This is a genomic window from Stenotrophomonas sp. STEN018 (genome assembly GCF_056760235.1).
The window spans coordinates 1-16,731 of the sequence record NZ_JBRREK010000050.1; the positions used below are offsets into that span (position 1 = coordinate 1).

Sequence of the window (16,731 nt, forward strand, 5' to 3'; positions counted from 1 at the left end):
CTGCAATCTGATCGACTATCGGCTTCGCGGCTGATGCCGCTCCTACAAAACCTGATGGTTTACCGGGAAGGCCTCTGCCGAGCATGGCTCGGCACTACGGGTGCTCGCGCGCCATGCTTTGTGGGAGCGGCGTGAGCCGCGAAACTGGCAGCAATGAAACGCCGGCTATATCTGCAATCTGATTCACCATCGGCTTCGCGGCTGATGCCGCTCCTACAAAACCTGATGGATTGCCGGGAAAGCCTCTGCCGAGCATGGCTCGGTACTACGGGTGCTCGCGCGCCATGCTTTGTGGGAGCGGCGTGAGCCGCGAAGCTGGCAGCAATGAAACGCCGGCTATATCTGCAATCTGATTCACCATCGGCTTCGCGGCTGATGCCGCTCCTACAAAACCTGATGGATTGCCGGGAAGGCCGCTGCCGAGCATGGCTCGGCACTACAGGAGGAAACATGCCTAGCCATCCAACTGCTGTTTTCCGGGCAAAAGAAAAGCGGGCACAAGGCCCGCTTTTCTTCTCAGCGATACAACACCGCAGCCTTATTCGGCCGGGGTGCCCTCGCCTTCTTCAACGGCCTTCATCGACAGGCGGATACGGCCCTGCTTGTCGACTTCCAGCACCTTGACCTTGACCACATCGCCTTCCTTCAACACGTCGCCAACCTTCTCGACGCGGTCGCTGGAGATCTGCGACACGTGGACCAGACCGTCCTTGCCCGGCAGGATGGTGACGAACGCACCGAAGTCCATGATCTTGGCGACCTTGCCTTCGTAGATGCGGCCCGGCTCGACGTCCGAGGTGATCTGCTCGATGCGGGCCTTGGCGGCCTGGGCAGCGGCGTTATTCACCGAAGCGATGGTGATGGTGCCATCGTCCTGGATGTCGATCTGCGTGCCGGTTTCCTTGGTGATGGCCTGGATGGTGGAACCACCCTTGCCGATCACTTCGCGGATCTTGTCCGGGTGGATCTTGATGGTCAGCAGACGCGGCGCGTAGTCCGACAGCTCGGCACGCGGGGTGGTCAGGCCGTGGGCCATTTCACCCAGGATGTGCAGACGGCCAGCCTTGGCCTGCTGCAGTGCCTGCTTCATGATCTCTTCGGTGATGCCTTCGATCTTGATATCCATCTGCAGGGCGGAGATGCCCTCGGCGGTACCAGCGACCTTGAAGTCCATGTCGCCCAGGTGATCTTCGTCACCCAGGATGTCGGACAGGACGACGAAACGCTCGCCTTCCTTGACCAGACCCATGGCGATACCAGCAACCGGCGACTTGACCGGCACGCCGGCGTCCATCAGGGCCAGCGAGGAACCGCAGACCGAAGCCATCGACGAGGAGCCGTTGGATTCAGTGATTTCCGACACCACGCGAATGGTGTACGGGAAGGCTTCCAGCGACGGCATCACCGCCAGCACGCCGCGCTTGGCCAGGCGGCCGTGGCCGATTTCGCGACGCTTCGGCGCACCGAAACGACCGCACTCACCGACCGAGTAGGGCGGGAAGTTGTAATGGAACAGGAAGTTTTCCTTGTACTCACCGGCAACGGCGTCGATGACCTGACCGTCGCGTGCGGTGCCCAGCGTGATGGTCACGATGGCCTGGGTCTCACCACGGGTGAACAGCGCCGAGCCGTGGGTACGCGGCAGCACGCTGGTCTTCACGGCGATCGGGCGGACGGTGTCCAGCGCACGGCCGTCGATGCGGACCTTGGTGTCCAGTACCGAGTTACGCATGGTGCTGTATTCCAGCTCGCCGAATTCCTTCGACAGCTCGGCCGAGTTCCAACCTTCAGCGGCAACGCGGCCAGCCAGGGTCTCGACCACGTCCTTCTTGATCGCCGAGATGGCGTCACGACGCTGCAGCTTGTCACGCACCTGGAAGGCTTCGCCGAGCTTGCCGCCGACGGCTTCCTGCAGGGCGCTGATCAGCGCGGTGTTCTTGGCCGGGGCAACCCAGTCGCTCGGCTTGGTGCCGGCTTCAACGGTCAGTTCATTGATCGCGTTGATGACCTTCTGCATTTCGCGGTGACCGAAGGTCACGGCGCCCAGCATCACTTCTTCGGACAGCAGCGCGGCTTCGGATTCCACCATCAGCACGGCATTGGCGGTACCAGCGACCACCAGCTCCAGCTGCGATTCCTTCAGCTCCGACACGGTCGGGTTGAGGATGTACTCGCCATCCTTGTAACCCACCTTGGCGGCGGCGATCGGGCCCTTGAACGGGGTACCGGCCAGCGACAGCGCAGCCGAGGCACCGATCAGCGCGGCGATATCACCGTCGACGTCCGGGTTCAGCGACATCACCGTGGCGATGATCTGCACTTCGTTCTTGTAGTCTTCCGGGAACAGCGGACGGATCGGGCGATCGATCAGGCGCGAAATCAGCGTCTCTTTTTCGGTCGCACGGCCTTCACGCTTGAAGAAGCCACCCGGGATACGGCCACCGGCGTAGAACTTTTCCTGGTAATCGACGGTCAGCGGGAAGAAGTCCTGGCCTTCGCGCGCGCTCTTGGCGGCGACGGCAGTGACCAGCAACACGGTGTCGTCCATCTTGACGATGACTGCGCCGCCGGCCTGACGGGCGACTTCGCCGGTTTCAAGCGTGACGGTGTGTTTGCCGTACTGGAAGGTTTTGGTGATTTTTGCCACGGGGGATCCTTGAAATGCTTTCTTCGATTGGTCCGTTGCCAACCCATGCCGGCAACGGCTGGCCGGGCGGTTCCGGCCGGTCTACTACGATTTTGAAGCGCTTAAAACAAAACCGCGGCGCATCGCTGCGCCGCGGCGGATATCGATTAGCGGCGCAGGCCGAGCTTTTCGATCAATGCTTTGTAACGTGCGACATCCTTGTTCTTCAGGTAGTCGAGCAGGCTACGGCGGCGGTTGACCATCTGCAGCAGACCACGGCGGCTGTGGTGATCCTTCTTGTGTTCCTTGAAGTGGCCGGTCAGCAGTTCAATGCGAGCGGTCAGCAGGGCGACCTGGACTTCCGGTGAGCCGGTGTCAGCAGCGCCGCGCTTGTTTTCTTCAATGACTTTCTGGGTGTCGATCGACATGGTTTTTCTCTTCAGATGCGGGGCCGGCAGGAACGTCTCATGACGCACCGCACAGCTCGCCGATTAATAGGCTGGCCACCGAGGCGGACAGTTGCCCTTTCTAGGGCCGCAAAATTGTAACGGTCACAACCATCCGGGACAAGGCGGGAGTGTCTTTAAAGGTACTGTGCGCCGCTGCCCGTTCAGAGATTGAAGCGGCGCTGCGGCCCCAGCCGCCCACCCTCTTCCACCTGGCCCAGACCCAGCGGCTGCCCGCCGTCGCCATAAACCACCACCAGGCCTACCGGCCAGTCCGGATTGCGCAGGCGCTGGCCAAGACAGAACCGCGCTGCCTGGGCGGCATCCAGCTCAACCCGGGCAAACTGGCTCAAGCCCTGCTCGATCGGCAGCAGCCAGTCCAACAAAGCGGCCTCGTCGCCGGATTCAGCCACTGCGCGCAGCGCGTCCAGGCCAATCATCTTCGGCGCCATGAACGGCTCCACCCACAACCGACGCAACGCAGTCACATGCGCACCACAGCCCAGCAGCTCGCCCAGATCGCGGGCAATGCTGCGGATATAGGTACCCGAGCCGCAGGTCACGCGCAGCGACAGACACTCACCTTCACGCGCCAGCACTTCAATCGCCTGTACCTGCACTTCACGCTCGGGCGCCTCGATGGCCTCGCCGCGGCGGGCCTTGGCATACAGCGGCTCGCCGCCCTGCTTCAGCGCAGAATAGATCGGCGCACGCTGCAGGATGGTGCCAGTCAGGCTGACCAAGGCCGCCTGCAACTGCACATCGCTGAACTCAGGCACCGGCCGCTCGCGCAGCACCGCGCCATCGGCATCATCGGTATCGGTGGTGCTACCCAGCCGGATTTCGGCGTCATAGGCCTTGGCCGAGCCCAGCAGCAGGCCGGCAATCTTGGTGGCCTCGCCGAAACACAGCGGCAACAGGCCGGTGGCCAGCGGATCGAGGCTGCCGGTATGACCGCCCTTTTCGGCGCGGAACAGACGGCGCGCAACCTGCAGCGCGGTGTTGGAGCTCATGCCAGCCGGCTTGTCGAGCAGAACGATGCCATCCAGGCGGCGGAATTGGATTCGGGGACGCATGCAACACCATAGGCAGGCCGGCGTGCATTCAGCACACCGAGCAGAAAACGGGAAAGCCGCCTGCGCCAACGCGCGGGCCAGACATGACAACAGCCCTTACGGGCTGCTGCGATTATTCTTTGTCGGCGCCTTTGTCGGCGTCGGACTCGGGTTCCGGCGGCGGCACCAGGTCGCGCAGCAGATTGTCGATGCGCTCGCCACGATCGACCGAATCGTCGTAGTGGAAATGCAGCTCCGGCACATGCCGCAACTTCATCGCCTTGGCCAGCGACATGCGCAGCTCAACCGTCAGTTCGCGCAGCCCCTTCATCGCCTCATCCGCACGTTCCGGCATCAGCGCGGTCACGAAGATCTTGGCGTGGGCCATGTCACGGGTGACTTCCACGTCCGACACACTGACCGAGGGCAGGCCGAATTCGCGCACGGCGGCATGCACCAGCGTGCCCAGATCACGGCGGATCTGTGCGGAAACACGGTCGGTACGATGGAAAGTCTTAGGCATCAGGCAAGTATCAGCAATAAAGAGTGAATTTCAATGAAACCGGAAGGGAACCGCTCGCTGCAACCGCATTCACGGCGACAACTCACGATTCCCCGACCCGGCCGCTGGAGGCCCCGCTCGCCAGGACCCGCCTCAGCGAATCCCGACTCCCGGCACCTCGATCGCAGCCGTTACAGCGTACGCGGCACTTCGATACGTTCGAAGCACTCGATCTGGTCGCCCGGCTTGACGTCGTTGTAAGCCTTCACGCCGATACCGCACTCGGTACCGTTGCGAACTTCTTCGACGTTTTCCTTGAAGCGACGCAGCGATTCCAGCTCGCCTTCGAACACCACCACGCTGTCGCGCAGCACGCGGATCGGCTTGTTCCGCTTCACCACGCCTTCGATGATCATGCAGCCTGCAACCGCGCCGAACTTGGAGCTGCGGAACACGTCGCGGACCTGGGCGATACCGATGATCTCTTCGCGGATTTCCACGCCGAGCAGACCGGAGGCCACCTGCTTCACCTGATCGATCACGTCATAGATGATCGAGAAGTAACGCAGGTCAACGCCGTTGGATTCAATGATGCGACGGGCCGAAGCATCCGCACGCACGTTGAAGCCGATGACGGTGGCCTTGGAAGCCACGGCCGAGTTGGCGTCGGACTCGGTGATGCCGCCCACGCCAGAGTGGATCACGTTGATGCGGATGTCGTCGTTGGACAGCGCAACCAGCGCCTGGCTCAGTGCCTGCACCGAACCCTGGACGTCGGCCTTGATCAACAGGTTCAACACCTGCTGGCCTTCGCCCTTGCCCAGCTGCGACATGATGTCTTCCATGCGGCTGCCGGCAGTGGCGACCAGGCGCGACTCGCGACGCTTGGTTTCACGCGTCTGCGCGACGTCCTTGGCCAGACGCTCGTCTTCAACCACGACAAAGTCATCACCGGCTTCCGGCACGCCCGACAGACCCAGCACCTGCACCGGAATCGACGGACCAGCCTCGGAGACCTGGGCACCGGTTTCGTCAAACAGTGCGCGCACGCGACCGTACTGGATACCGCACACCAGGTAGTCGCCCTTCTTCAGCAGACCCTGTTGCACCAGCACCGTCGCGATCGGGCCACGACCCTTGTCCAGCGAGGATTCGATGACCACGCCATTGGCGCGGCCGTCAGCCACGGCCTTCAGCTCCAGCACTTCGGCCTGCAGCGAAATCGCATCCAGCAGGTCGTCGATACCCAAGCCGGTCTTGGCCGAGATCTCCACCATCTGCACGTCACCACCGAAGTCTTCGGCCACGACCTGCTCAGCAAGCAGTTCGTTCTTGACGCGCATCGGGTCGGCCGAGGCCTTGTCGATCTTGTTGATTGCCACCACGATCGGCGCGTTGGCGGCGCGAGCGTGCTGGATGGCCTCCTTGGTCTGCGGCATCACACCATCGTCGGCGGCGACAACCACCACCACGATATCGGTCAGCTGCGCACCACGGGCACGCATCGAGGTGAACGCGGCGTGGCCCGGGGTATCGAGGAAGCTGATCACGCCCTTCGGCGTGGTCACATGGTAAGCACCGATGTGCTGGGTGATACCACCGGCTTCGCCGTTGGCGACCTTGGTACGGCGCATGTAATCCAGTAGCGAGGTCTTGCCGTGATCGACGTGACCCATGATGGTCACGACCGGTGCACGCGGCACGGCTACGCGCTCATCGGCACCAGTGATCGCCAGCAGTGCGTCTTCGGCATCGTTGGCGTTGGCACGAACCACATTGTGGCCGAGCTCTTCGACAACCAGTGCAGCAGTGTCATGGTCGATGGACTGGGTGATGGTAGCCATCACGCCCATCTTGAACAGCGCCTTCACCACCTCGCCGCCCTTGAGCGCGAGCTTCTGCGCCAGATCGGCCACGGTGATGGTGTCGCCAACGGCGACTTCACGCACCACTGGTGCGGTCGGACGTTCGAAGGCATGGCTGCCGCCACCGCTACGCGATGCGTCATTGCCACGGCGACCCTGCGGTGCACGTGCACCCGGACGACCGCGCGAATTATTGTTGTTGCTGTTGCCACGACGGGCACGGTCAGACGCCGACAGGTGCAGCTGGCCACCAAAACGGTTGCCATCACCACCTTCGTTGCGCTTGCCCGGCTTTGCGTTGGCATTGGCATTTGCGTTGTTGCCACGCTCATCGCGGGCAGGTGCGCGGGCCGGGGCAGCGGCGGCGGCCGGACGCGCTGCGCGCGGTGCCGGTGCTTCAGCTGCCGGTGCCGGCTTTGCAGCAGCGGCCTTGGCGGCCTCTTCAGCAGCGACCTTCTCGGCTTCAACGCGAGCAGCCTCGGCTACTTCAGCCGCCTTCTTGGCTGCGATGCCTTCATCACGGGCGCGATCCTTCTCGGCCAGCATGCGCTGCTCGTCGAGATTGCGCTGACGCGATTCCTCGAGCTTGCGCAGGATGTCTGCACGCTCTTCGGACGGCGTCATCGCGGGCTTGCCACCTTCCGGCTTGGCATAAGTACGCTTCTGGCGCACTTCCACATTGACGGTGGTCTTGCTGCGGCCAGCACTGACGGTCACTTCCTGATGCTTGCGGCGATTCAGGGTGATCTTCTTGGCTGCGGCTTCGGCGTCTTCGACCGGCTGCTCTTCCTTGCCGTGCGAACGGCGGAGGAAGCCAAGCAGCTTCACTTTCTCGGTACTGGTCACGACCTGGTCGGGACCGCTGAACTTCATCCCGGCCTGGGACAGCTGTTCAAGCAGTTTCTCGACCGGCGTGTTGACCAGTTCGGCGAGCTTGCGGATGGTGGTTTGCTGCGACATTCGGATCCTATGATCTTGTTTGCGCCCCCTCGTCACGAACGAAGGCAGCGCGGAGTCTACGCCCTGAGCGGCTCAGGGCACTGTTCATCGCTGGCTCATTCGCCGCGCTCCAGGCGGGCGATCTCCTCGGCGCGGGCTGCCAGGACCAACGCCGCGGCGCGCTCCAGATCCATGCCCTCGATGCCGAACTCCAGAACCTCGTCGGCAGCCAGATCCGACAGATCCTCACTTGTGCGCACGCCGTGGCCAGCCAGCGCGTACGCGGTAGCCTCATCCATGCCCTTCAGTGCCAGCAGATCTGCTGCCGGCACATCGCCGTCAGCACCCTCTTCCACCGCCAGCGCTTCATTGAGCAGCGCATCGCGGGCGCGGGCGCGGAGTTCTTCAACGATATCTTCGTCGAAGCCTTCCACTGCCAGCAACTCACCAACCGGCACGTAGGCGATTTCTTCCACCGTACCAAAACCTTCGGACACCAGGATGCCGGCGATTTCTTCGTCCACTTCCAGCTTGTCCATGAACAGCTGACGGGCGACGCCCTGCTCGGCTTCCGACTTGGCGGTCACCTGGTCCTGGGTCATCACATTCAGCTGCCAACCGGTCAGGCGGCTGGCCAGACGCACGTTCTGGCCGCCCTTGCCGATTGCCTGGGCCAGGCGATCTTCCGCCACGGCCAGGTCCATCGAATGCTTTTCTTCGTCAACGATGATCGACTGGACCTCAGCCGGCGCCATCGCATTGATGACGAAGTTGGCCGGGTTGTCGTTCCACAGCACGATATCCACGCGCTCGCCATTGAGCTCGTTGGACACTGCCTGCACGCGCGAACCGCGCATGCCGATGCAGGCGCCGATCGGATCGGTGCGGCTGTCGTGGGCCAGTACGGCGATCTTGGCGCGGTCGCCCGGGTCACGTGCACAGGCCTTGATCTCGACCAGGCCCTGGCCGACTTCCGGCACTTCCAGCTTGAACAGCTCGATCATGAATTCCGGGGCTGCACGGCTGATGAACAGCTGCGGGCCACGCGGCTCCGAACGCACTTCGGCCAGGTAACCGCGCACGCGGTCGCCGGCACGCAGCACGTCACGCGGAATGCCCTTGTCCTTCGGAATGAAGGCTTCGGCATTGCCGCCCAGATCAACATAGATGTTGCCGCGCTCAGCGCGCTTGACCACACCGGTGACCAATTCGCCAACGCGGTCTTTCCACGCATCCACCACCTGCTGGCGCTCAGCTTCGCGCACACGCTGGACGATGACCTGCTTGGCAGCCTGCGCTGCGATACGGCCGAAATCGGGGTTTTCAATCTGTTCTTCGATGTAGTCACCGACTTCAACGCCGTCGGCTTCGTCCACCGCATCCATCAAACGGATCTGGCGGTCCGGCGACTCCATCACGACGTCATCAGCGACCACTTCCCAGCGACGGAAAGTTTCGTAGGTGCCGTCCTTGTGATTGATCGAAACGCGCGCCAGCACTTCTTCTTCGGCGTAACGCTTCTTCGCGGCAGAAGCCAATGCGGCCTCGATCGCGTCAAAAATAACTTCACGCGGCACGCCCTTCTCGTTGGCGACTGCGTCAACTACCAGCAAAAGTTCCTTGCTCATCGGCTCACTCCGCGCGCGGCTTTTTGGCCGCCGTTTCGTTATTGGAATTATTCTTGGTCTTGCCCTGCTTGGGGGCCGGACCCGTCGGTTTGGTCGGTGCCAGGCCCAAAGCGGCCCAGTCCGGAATGATGCGTGCCTTGTCGATGTTGTCGAACGAAGCCACGAACGGCTTGTTGTCGACCACAAAGGTCACCGTGCCCTGCTCCAGGTCAACCGCGACGATCTCGCCCTGCAGGCGACGGCGGTTTTCCTGCGGCAGCTTCAGGCCGACCTTGGCGGATTCACCAATGGCGCGCTCGAACTGCTCCAGCGAGAACAACGGACGGTCCACGCCCGGCGAAGACACTTCCAGCGTGTAATTGCCGCTGATCGGGTCCTCAACGTCCAGCTGCGCGGAAACCTCGCGGCTCACCCGCTCGCAGTCTTCAACGTTGACCATGCGCTCAGGCTGTTCAGCCAGCGGCACGTCGATATACAGGCGCAACGTTGCGCCGCCCGGGGCCGGCAGATATTCGGCGCCAAGCAACTCGAGCCCCAACGCCTGCACGGTGGGGCCCAGCAGATTCGCGATTTCAGTAGCCTTGTCGCTCACAGCCAGCCTTGATTCGTAAGTAAGAGAACGGTTGTCACCCAACCGGGGTTTCTGATTTCCAGAAACAGCAAAGGGCCCACATGGGCCCTTTGTCCGTTTGGATCCGTTGGCCGGATCCCGGTTGCAAGAACGGAAGCAGCCGTTCTTGCGAGCCCAACTCTTGCCTTATCAACACACTGTGTTGCAAAGACTGAAGCTGGTAGCGGGGGCAGGATTTGAACCTGCGACCTTCGGGTTATGAGCCCGACGAGCTGCCAGACTGCTCCACCCCGCATCAGAAGCGGAATTATGAAGTAACCAAGCCGATAATGCAAGACTTATTTACTTCGCGTTTCTCTCTAGTCGCTAGAGAAACCCGGAAAAACCCTTCCGGTTGAACCACTTACCAGGTGGTTCCGACCTTTCCGCTAGGCGGTGAGGTCGTCAACTCAGGAGATGAATAATACACACTTCGCGCAGATTTGTAACGTTTTTTATTACAAATGTGCAAAAGAATTGCGCATCCACTCCATGATCGGGCCCAGACCCAGCGGCAGCACCAGCAGCAGCACGGAATTCACGCCCAACACGATGCCCAGGATACGGTCATTGTTACGCGGCAGCGGCTCGCCCACCGGCTCATCGAAGTACATGACCTTGATGACGCGCAGGTAGTAGAAGCAACCGATCACCGCACAAAGCACACCGACCATGGCCAGCCACAGCAGGCCACCATTGATGGCCGCGCTCAGCACCGACAGCTTGGTCCAGAAGCCGAGGAACGGCGGGATACCGGCCAGCGACGCCATGATGCACAGGACCAGGCCTGCCATCCACGGGCTGCGTGCGTTCAGGCCCTTGAAGTCTTCGATGTTCTCGGCCTCAAAACCGGCACGCGACATTGCGATGATCGCGCCGAATGCGGCAGTGGACATGATGGCGTAGGCAATGGCATAGAACAGCGCCGCCGAATAGCCCTGCTCGCCACCACCGGCGATGCCCATCAGCAGGAAGCCGATGTGCGACACGGTCGAGTAAGCCAGCATGCGCTTCAGATTGGTCTGGGCGATGGCCATCAGGTTACCGATGACCAGCGACAGTGCGGCCAGGCCGGCCAGCACGTACTGCAGCTCGGTCGACAACGGGCCAACGCCCATTTCCAACAGACGGTAAGCCATGCCGAAGGCCGCCAGCTTCGGTGCCGAGCTGATGAACAGCGCGATCGGCGCCGGCGCACCCTGGTAGACGTCGGGCAGCCACATATGGAACGGTGCGGCGCCCAGCTTGAAGGCAACGCCGGCAACCATGAACACCGCACCGGTCAACAGCAGCAGGCGCTCATCGGAATGCGCGATGGATGCATGGATGACGTCCAGATGCAGCGAACCGGTGGCGCCATAGATCAGCGACATGCCGTACAGCAGCAGGCCCGAGGCCAGCGAACCCAGCACGATGTACTTCATGCCGGCTTCGGCCGCGAGCTTGTTCTCACGGTTGCTGGCAACCAGTGCGTAGGAGCACAGCGCCAGCAGTTCCAGGCCCAGATAGACCATCAGCAGGCTGCCAGCCGACACCAGGATCATCATGCCGGCGGTAGCGAACAGGATCAGCACCGGGATCTCGCCCTGGTACAGATTGCGCTCGCGCAGGTAGCTCCAGCCGTAGATCAGGCTCAGACCGCTGACCAGCACTACGACGGTCTTCATGACGTCGGCAGCGTTGTCACGGATGAACATCCCGTGGAATACCTCGCCCTGCCCGCCCACGCCGTTCAACAGCATGATGAAGGCGACAGCGAGGATCGCCACCGAAATGAAGTGGGTCCAGACCTTGTGCTTGGTGCTGATGAACAGATCAAGGATCAGCAGGGCAAAGGCACCGCCAATCACTACCAGTTCGGGCAGCAACGGCAGCAGGTCGGTCATGGTCAACGGCAGGGGCGTCGGCGTGGTCATCATCAAATCCTGGAATCAATACTCTCGACGAGCCGCTTACAGCAGCTTGCTAGAAGCGATCTGCATCGCCAGATGGGCAATGGACGGCTCCATCAGATCGGTCAGCGGCTTGGGATAGAAGCCCAGCACCAGCGTACCGACCGCAAACACGGTCATTACCAGCCACTCACGACCATTCATGTCCTTCAGCTCAGCGACGTGCGCGTTGCCCACTTCACCGAAGAACACGCGCTTGTACAGCCACAGCGAATACGCCGCACTGATGATCAGCGTGGTCGCAGCGCCCAGGGCAACCAGCGGATTCCACTGGAATGCAGCCAGCACGATCATGAACTCGCCAACGAAGCCGCTGGTGCCCGGCAGGCCGGAGTTGGCCATGAAGAACAGTAGCGCGAAGGCCGCAAACCACGGCATCACATTGACCACGCCGCCGTAGTCGGCGATGCGGCGGCTGTGCATGCGGTCATACAGCACGCCCACGCAGGAGAACATCGCGCCGGACACAAAGCCGTGCGAAATCATCTGCACCATGGCGCCCTGCAGGCCCAGGCGAGCAGCGTCGGCGTTGCCGGCGTCACGCACCAGCCACAGCGCGGTGAAGGTACCCAGGGTGACGAAACCCATATGCGCGACCGACGAATAAGCGATCAGCTTCTTCATGTCGTCCTGCACCATCGCGACCAGGCCGACGTAGATCACCGCCACCAGCGACAGCGCGATCACCAGCCATGCCCACTCGTGGCTGGCATCAGGCACGATCGGCAGGTTGAAGCGCAGGAAGCCGTAGCCACCGATCTTCAGTGCGATCGCGGCCAGGATCACCGAACCGGCGGTCGGCGCTTCAACGTGCGCGTCCGGCAGCCAGGTGTGCACCGGGAACATCGGCACCTTGACCGCGAAAGCGATCAGGAACGCGAAGAATATCCACGTCTGCTCCTTGCCCGACAGCTGCAGCTGATACAGGTCAACCAGCTGGAAGCTGCCGCCCTTCAGGTACAGATAGATCAGTGCCACCAGCATCAGCACCGAGCCGAGGAAGGTGTACAGGAAGAACTTCATCGCCGCGTAGATACGACGCGGACCGCCCCAGACGCCGATGATCAGGAACATCGGGATCAGCATGGCTTCGAAGAACACGTAGAACAGCATCGCGTCGGTAGCGGCAAAAATGCCGACCGTCACGCCTTCCAGGATCAGGAAGGCAGCCACGTACTGATTGACGCGCTTGTCGACCACGCCCCAGGCGCCGATCAGCGCCAACGCGCCGATCAGCGTGGTCAGCAGGATCAGGGCAATGGCGATGCCGTCGACGGCCAGGTTGTAGCCAATGTCGAACGCCGGGATCCACGGATGCTGTTCGACGAACTGCATCACATCGGCAGCACCGCGGTCGTAGCCGCTGAGCAAGCCGAGGCTGAGCAGGAAGGTGAGCAATGCCACCGCCAGAGATGCCCAACGGGCAGCCTGGGCGTTACGCAAGGCGAGGATCAATGCACCGCCGATGATCGGCAGCCAAATGAGAATACTAAGTAGAGGCCAGTTCGACACGTCTTCTATTCCGTACAGGTCAACGCCAGAAATGCATCAGCACGCCCAACAGGGCAATCAGGCCGATGATCATCGCGAACGCGTAGTGGTAGAGGAAACCGGATTGGGTGCGGCGCAACAGGTTGGCAGCCAGGTCGACCAGACGCGCCGAACCATTGACCATCACCCCATCAACGACCGTGCTATCAACGGCACGGGCGGCCTTGCCGAGCTGCACACCACCGCCGGCAAAGCCGTCGATCCAGAGCTTGTCGAAGCCGTACTTGTTTTCCAGCACCGAAACCACCGGTGCCAGGGTCTTGCGAGCTTGTCCTGCCAGTTCCGGCTTCCAGATGTAGAACACCCAGGCCAGCGCGAAACCTGCGACCGTCAGCCAGAACGCCGGCATCTGCATGCCGTGTACCGCATAGGCCACCGAACCGTGCCAGAACTCCTTGCCAACTTCGGCAATGGTATCGCGCGCCGGGTCGTAGAAATCGACGATGCCGGTGAAGAACGACATGGTCTGGCCGGGAATGCCGGCAGCGGCGGCATGGCCGTCCCAACCGGTACCAAACAGCATCGGGCCGATGGTGAAGAAGCCGATGAGGATGGACGGGATGGCAAGCAGGATCAGCGGAATGGTCACCACCAACGGCGACTCATGCGGCACGTGCGGGCCATGACCGTGATGGTCATCGTGGCCGTGGCCGTGATCAGCGTGGTGATCATCATGCGCGTCGCGGAAGCGCTCCTTGCCGAAGAAGGTCAGGAACAGCAGGCGGAAGCTGTAGAAACTGGTGACGATCACGCCGCCCAGCACCGCCCAGTAACCGTACAGCGCGACCCAGCCAGCATCGGCAGCGTGCGCATGCATCGCGGCAGCTTCGATGATGGTGTCCTTGGAGTAGAAACCGGCGAAGAACGGGGTGCCGACCAGCGCCAGCGTACCGATCCACATGGTGATGTGGGTGATCGGCATGTACTTGCGCAGGCCGCCCATCTTCATCATGTTCTGCTCATGGTGCATGCCCATGATCACCGAACCGGCACCGAGGAACAGCAGCGCCTTGAAGAAGGCGTGGGTCATCAGGTGGAACACAGCGCCCGAGTAGGCCGACACGCCCAGCGCAACGGTCATGTAGCCCAGCTGCGACAAGGTGGAGTAGGCAACCACGCGCTTGATGTCGGTCTGCACGATGCCGATCAGGCCGGTGAAGAACGCGGTGGTGGCACCGATGAACAGGATGAAGTCCAGCGCGGTCTGCGACAGCTCGAACAACGGCGACATGCGGGTGACCATGAAGATACCCGCGGTAACCATGGTCGCGGCGTGGATCAGTGCCGAGATCGGGGTCGGGCCTTCCATCGAGTCCGGCAGCCACACGTGCAACGGCACCTGGGCGGACTTGCCCATTGCACCGATGAACAGACAGATGCAGATGATGGTCGCCACGCTCCACTGGTGATCGCCGATCAGCTGCACCATGGCGTGACCGGTGGTCTCAGTGCCCAGCACGGTGCTGGCATTGGCAAACACGGTGGCGTAATCCAGCGAGCCAAAGGCCCACAGGATGCCGGCGATGCCGAGCAGGAAACCGAAGTCACCGACACGGTTGACCAGGAACGCCTTCATGTTGGCGAAGATGGCCGTGGGCTTCTTGAAGTAGAAGCCGATCAGCAGGTACGACACCAGGCCCACTGCTTCCCAGCCGAAGAACAGCTGCAGGAAGTTGTTGCTCATCACCAGGGTGAGCATAGAGAAGGTGAACAGCGAGATGTAGCTGAAGAAACGCTGGTAGCCGTCGTCTTCGGACATGTAGCCGATCGAGTAGATGTGAACCAGCAGCGACACGAAGGTCACCACTACCATCATCATCGCGGTCAAACGGTCGATCATGAAACCGACGTGGGCCGCGTACTGGCCAACTTCAAAGAAGGTGTAGACGTTCTGGTTGTAAGGCTGCGCCCCGCCCCACAACAGCTGGGAGAAGATGTAGGCCGACAGGCCGCAGCTGATCGCCACGCCCAGAATGGTGACGTACTGGGCGCCCTTGCGCCCCACCTGACGACCGAACAGGCCGGCGATGATGCTGCCGAACAGTGGCGCGAGCACCACTGCAATCAACAGACTCTTGGAGAGAGTGATTTCCATCTTCGGATCAGCCCTTCAGCGAATCGACTTCGCCCACATTGATGGTGTGGCGAGTACGGAACAAGGTCACCAGGATCGCAAGGCCAATTGCAGCTTCGGCTGCGGCCACGGTCAGGATGAAGAACACGAACAGCTGACCGGCGGTATCACCGAGCTCCCGCGAGAAGGCGATGAAGTTGATGTTCACCGACAACAGCATCAGTTCGATCGACATCAACAGCACGATGATGTTCTTCCGGTTGAGGAAGATGCCGGCAACGCTGATGCAGAACATCACCGCGCCCAGCGCGAGCATATGGCCCAGAGAAATCATGGCTTGGCCTCCTCGCCACCGTCATGTTGCGTATCGACCTGCACCACCGGCTTTTCGGCGGCCATCTTGACCATGCGCAGGCGGTCCTTTGCCTTGGTCATGGTCTGCTCGGTCGGGTTCTGCGTCTTCAGACCTTCCCGACGGCGCAGGGTCAGCATCACTGCTGCCACCACGGCTACGGTCAGGATCACAGCAGCAAACTCGAACGGCAGCAGGTATTCAGTGAACAGGCTGCGTGCCAGCCAGGTGACATTCGAGGTGTCGGCAGCGACCGCAGCGGCGTTGTCCGCCGGGAACGGCGCAGTACGTGCCTTGATGCCGATCAGGGTCAGCATCTGCACCAGCATCACCACCGCGACCAGCAGGCCGACCGGCAGGTAACGCACCCAGCCTTCACGCAGGTTGGCGGTATCGATGTCCAGCATCATCACCACGAACAGGAACAACACCATCACCGCACCAACGTAGACCAGCACCAGGGTGACACCGAGGAACTCGGCCCCCACCAGCAGCCAAACGCAGGCAATGGAGAAGAAGGTCAGGATCAAGCACAGCACGGCGTATACCGGGTTGCGCACACTGATCACCGCTGCCGCGGAAATGCCGGCAATGATGGAGAAGAACCAGAAACAAATATTTACCCAATCCATCTCAAGACCTCAGCGGAAGGCAGCGTCGGCGGCGCGGCGCTCGGCGATTTCGGCTTCAAGCCGGTCGCCAATTGCCAGCAGCTGCGGCTTGGTGATGATGTTCTCGCCACGCTTCTCGAAGTGGTACTCGAGAATGTGGGTCTCCACGATCGAGTCCACCGGGCAGCTTTCTTCGCAGAAGCCGCAGAAGATGCACTTGAACAGATCGATTTCGTAACGCGTGGTACGGCGGGTGCCGTCTTCGCGCTTGGCCGAGTCGATGGTGATCGCCAGTGCCGGGCACACCGCTTCGCACAGTTTGCAGGCGATGCAGCGCTCTTCACCGTTGGGATAACGGCGCAGGGCGTGCAGGCCACGGAAACGCGGCGACTGCGGGAACTTCTCCATCGGGTACATCACGGTGTACTTGGGCTTGAACGTGTATTTCAACGTCAGCCACAAGCCGCCGAGCAACTCCAGGAGCAGCAGGCTTTTGAAATAGTGGGTGATCTTATTCATG

General features: G+C 61.7%; 13 protein-coding genes and 1 tRNA gene. All 14 read right to left on the reverse strand.

Annotated elements, in window-relative coordinates; translation table 11 throughout:
* Positions 1-538 precede the first annotated feature (538 nt).
* Positions 539-2,647 carry a polyribonucleotide nucleotidyltransferase gene (gene pnp, locus ACVOMB_RS16690; protein ID WP_481532204.1) on the reverse strand — a complete coding sequence of 703 codons (2,109 nt, stop codon included), beginning with the start codon at positions 2,645-2,647 and terminating at the stop codon, positions 539-541.
* A gap of 146 nt (positions 2,648-2,793) precedes the next feature.
* Complete coding sequence (gene rpsO, locus ACVOMB_RS16695) at positions 2,794-3,054, reverse strand: 30S ribosomal protein S15 (RefSeq protein WP_057626688.1); 261 nt, start codon at positions 3,052-3,054, stop codon at positions 2,794-2,796.
* 182 nt (positions 3,055-3,236) lie between these two features.
* Positions 3,237-4,148 (reverse strand): tRNA pseudouridine(55) synthase TruB, encoded by a 912-nt coding sequence (gene truB, locus ACVOMB_RS16700; RefSeq protein ID WP_481532205.1) that lies wholly within the window; start codon positions 4,146-4,148, stop codon positions 3,237-3,239.
* 112 nt (positions 4,149-4,260) lie between these two features.
* The gene (rbfA, locus tag ACVOMB_RS16705; RefSeq protein WP_481532206.1) at positions 4,261-4,650 is read right to left on the reverse strand and encodes a 30S ribosome-binding factor RbfA; all 390 of its coding nucleotides are present in this window, start codon (positions 4,648-4,650) and stop codon (positions 4,261-4,263) included.
* Positions 4,651-4,820: 170 nt separating this feature from the next.
* Entirely contained in the window at positions 4,821-7,454 is a 2,634-nt protein-coding gene (gene infB / locus ACVOMB_RS16710; protein WP_481532207.1) for a translation initiation factor IF-2, read from the reverse strand.
* A 95-nt stretch (positions 7,455-7,549) separates the two neighbouring features.
* The gene (gene nusA, locus ACVOMB_RS16715) at positions 7,550-9,061 is read right to left on the reverse strand and encodes a transcription termination factor NusA (RefSeq protein WP_481532208.1); all 1,512 of its coding nucleotides are present in this window, start codon (positions 9,059-9,061) and stop codon (positions 7,550-7,552) included.
* Positions 9,062-9,065: 4 nt separating this feature from the next.
* A complete protein-coding gene (rimP, locus tag ACVOMB_RS16720) occupies positions 9,066-9,653 on the reverse strand; it encodes a ribosome maturation factor RimP (protein ID WP_296246084.1) in 588 nt (195 codons plus the stop codon).
* Positions 9,654-9,850: 197 nt separating this feature from the next.
* A tRNA-Met gene (locus tag ACVOMB_RS16725) sits at positions 9,851-9,927 on the reverse strand.
* Positions 9,928-10,129: 202 nt separating this feature from the next.
* A complete protein-coding gene (gene nuoN, locus ACVOMB_RS16730) occupies positions 10,130-11,587 on the reverse strand; it encodes an NADH-quinone oxidoreductase subunit NuoN (protein WP_481532209.1) in 1,458 nt (485 codons plus the stop codon).
* A gap of 36 nt (positions 11,588-11,623) precedes the next feature.
* A complete protein-coding gene (locus ACVOMB_RS16735) occupies positions 11,624-13,135 on the reverse strand; it encodes an NADH-quinone oxidoreductase subunit M (RefSeq protein WP_481532210.1) in 1,512 nt (503 codons plus the stop codon).
* A 19-nt stretch (positions 13,136-13,154) separates the two neighbouring features.
* Positions 13,155-15,269 (reverse strand): NADH-quinone oxidoreductase subunit L, encoded by a 2,115-nt coding sequence (gene nuoL / locus ACVOMB_RS16740; RefSeq protein WP_481532211.1) that lies wholly within the window; start codon positions 15,267-15,269, stop codon positions 13,155-13,157.
* Between the two features lie 7 nt (positions 15,270-15,276).
* Positions 15,277-15,582: an NADH-quinone oxidoreductase subunit NuoK gene (nuoK, locus tag ACVOMB_RS16745; protein WP_054656949.1), complete on the reverse strand. Its 306-nt coding sequence runs from the start codon at positions 15,580-15,582 to the stop codon at positions 15,277-15,279.
* Positions 15,579-16,232 (reverse strand): NADH-quinone oxidoreductase subunit J, encoded by a 654-nt coding sequence (locus ACVOMB_RS16750; RefSeq protein ID WP_481532212.1) that lies wholly within the window; start codon positions 16,230-16,232, stop codon positions 15,579-15,581. The genes nuoK and ACVOMB_RS16750 overlap by 4 nt, the downstream gene beginning before the upstream one ends.
* Before the next feature lie 9 nt (positions 16,233-16,241).
* Positions 16,242-16,730 carry an NADH-quinone oxidoreductase subunit NuoI gene (gene nuoI, locus ACVOMB_RS16755; protein WP_296246079.1) on the reverse strand — a complete coding sequence of 163 codons (489 nt, stop codon included), beginning with the start codon at positions 16,728-16,730 and terminating at the stop codon, positions 16,242-16,244.
* Between the last annotated feature and the right edge of the window lies 1 nt (position 16,731).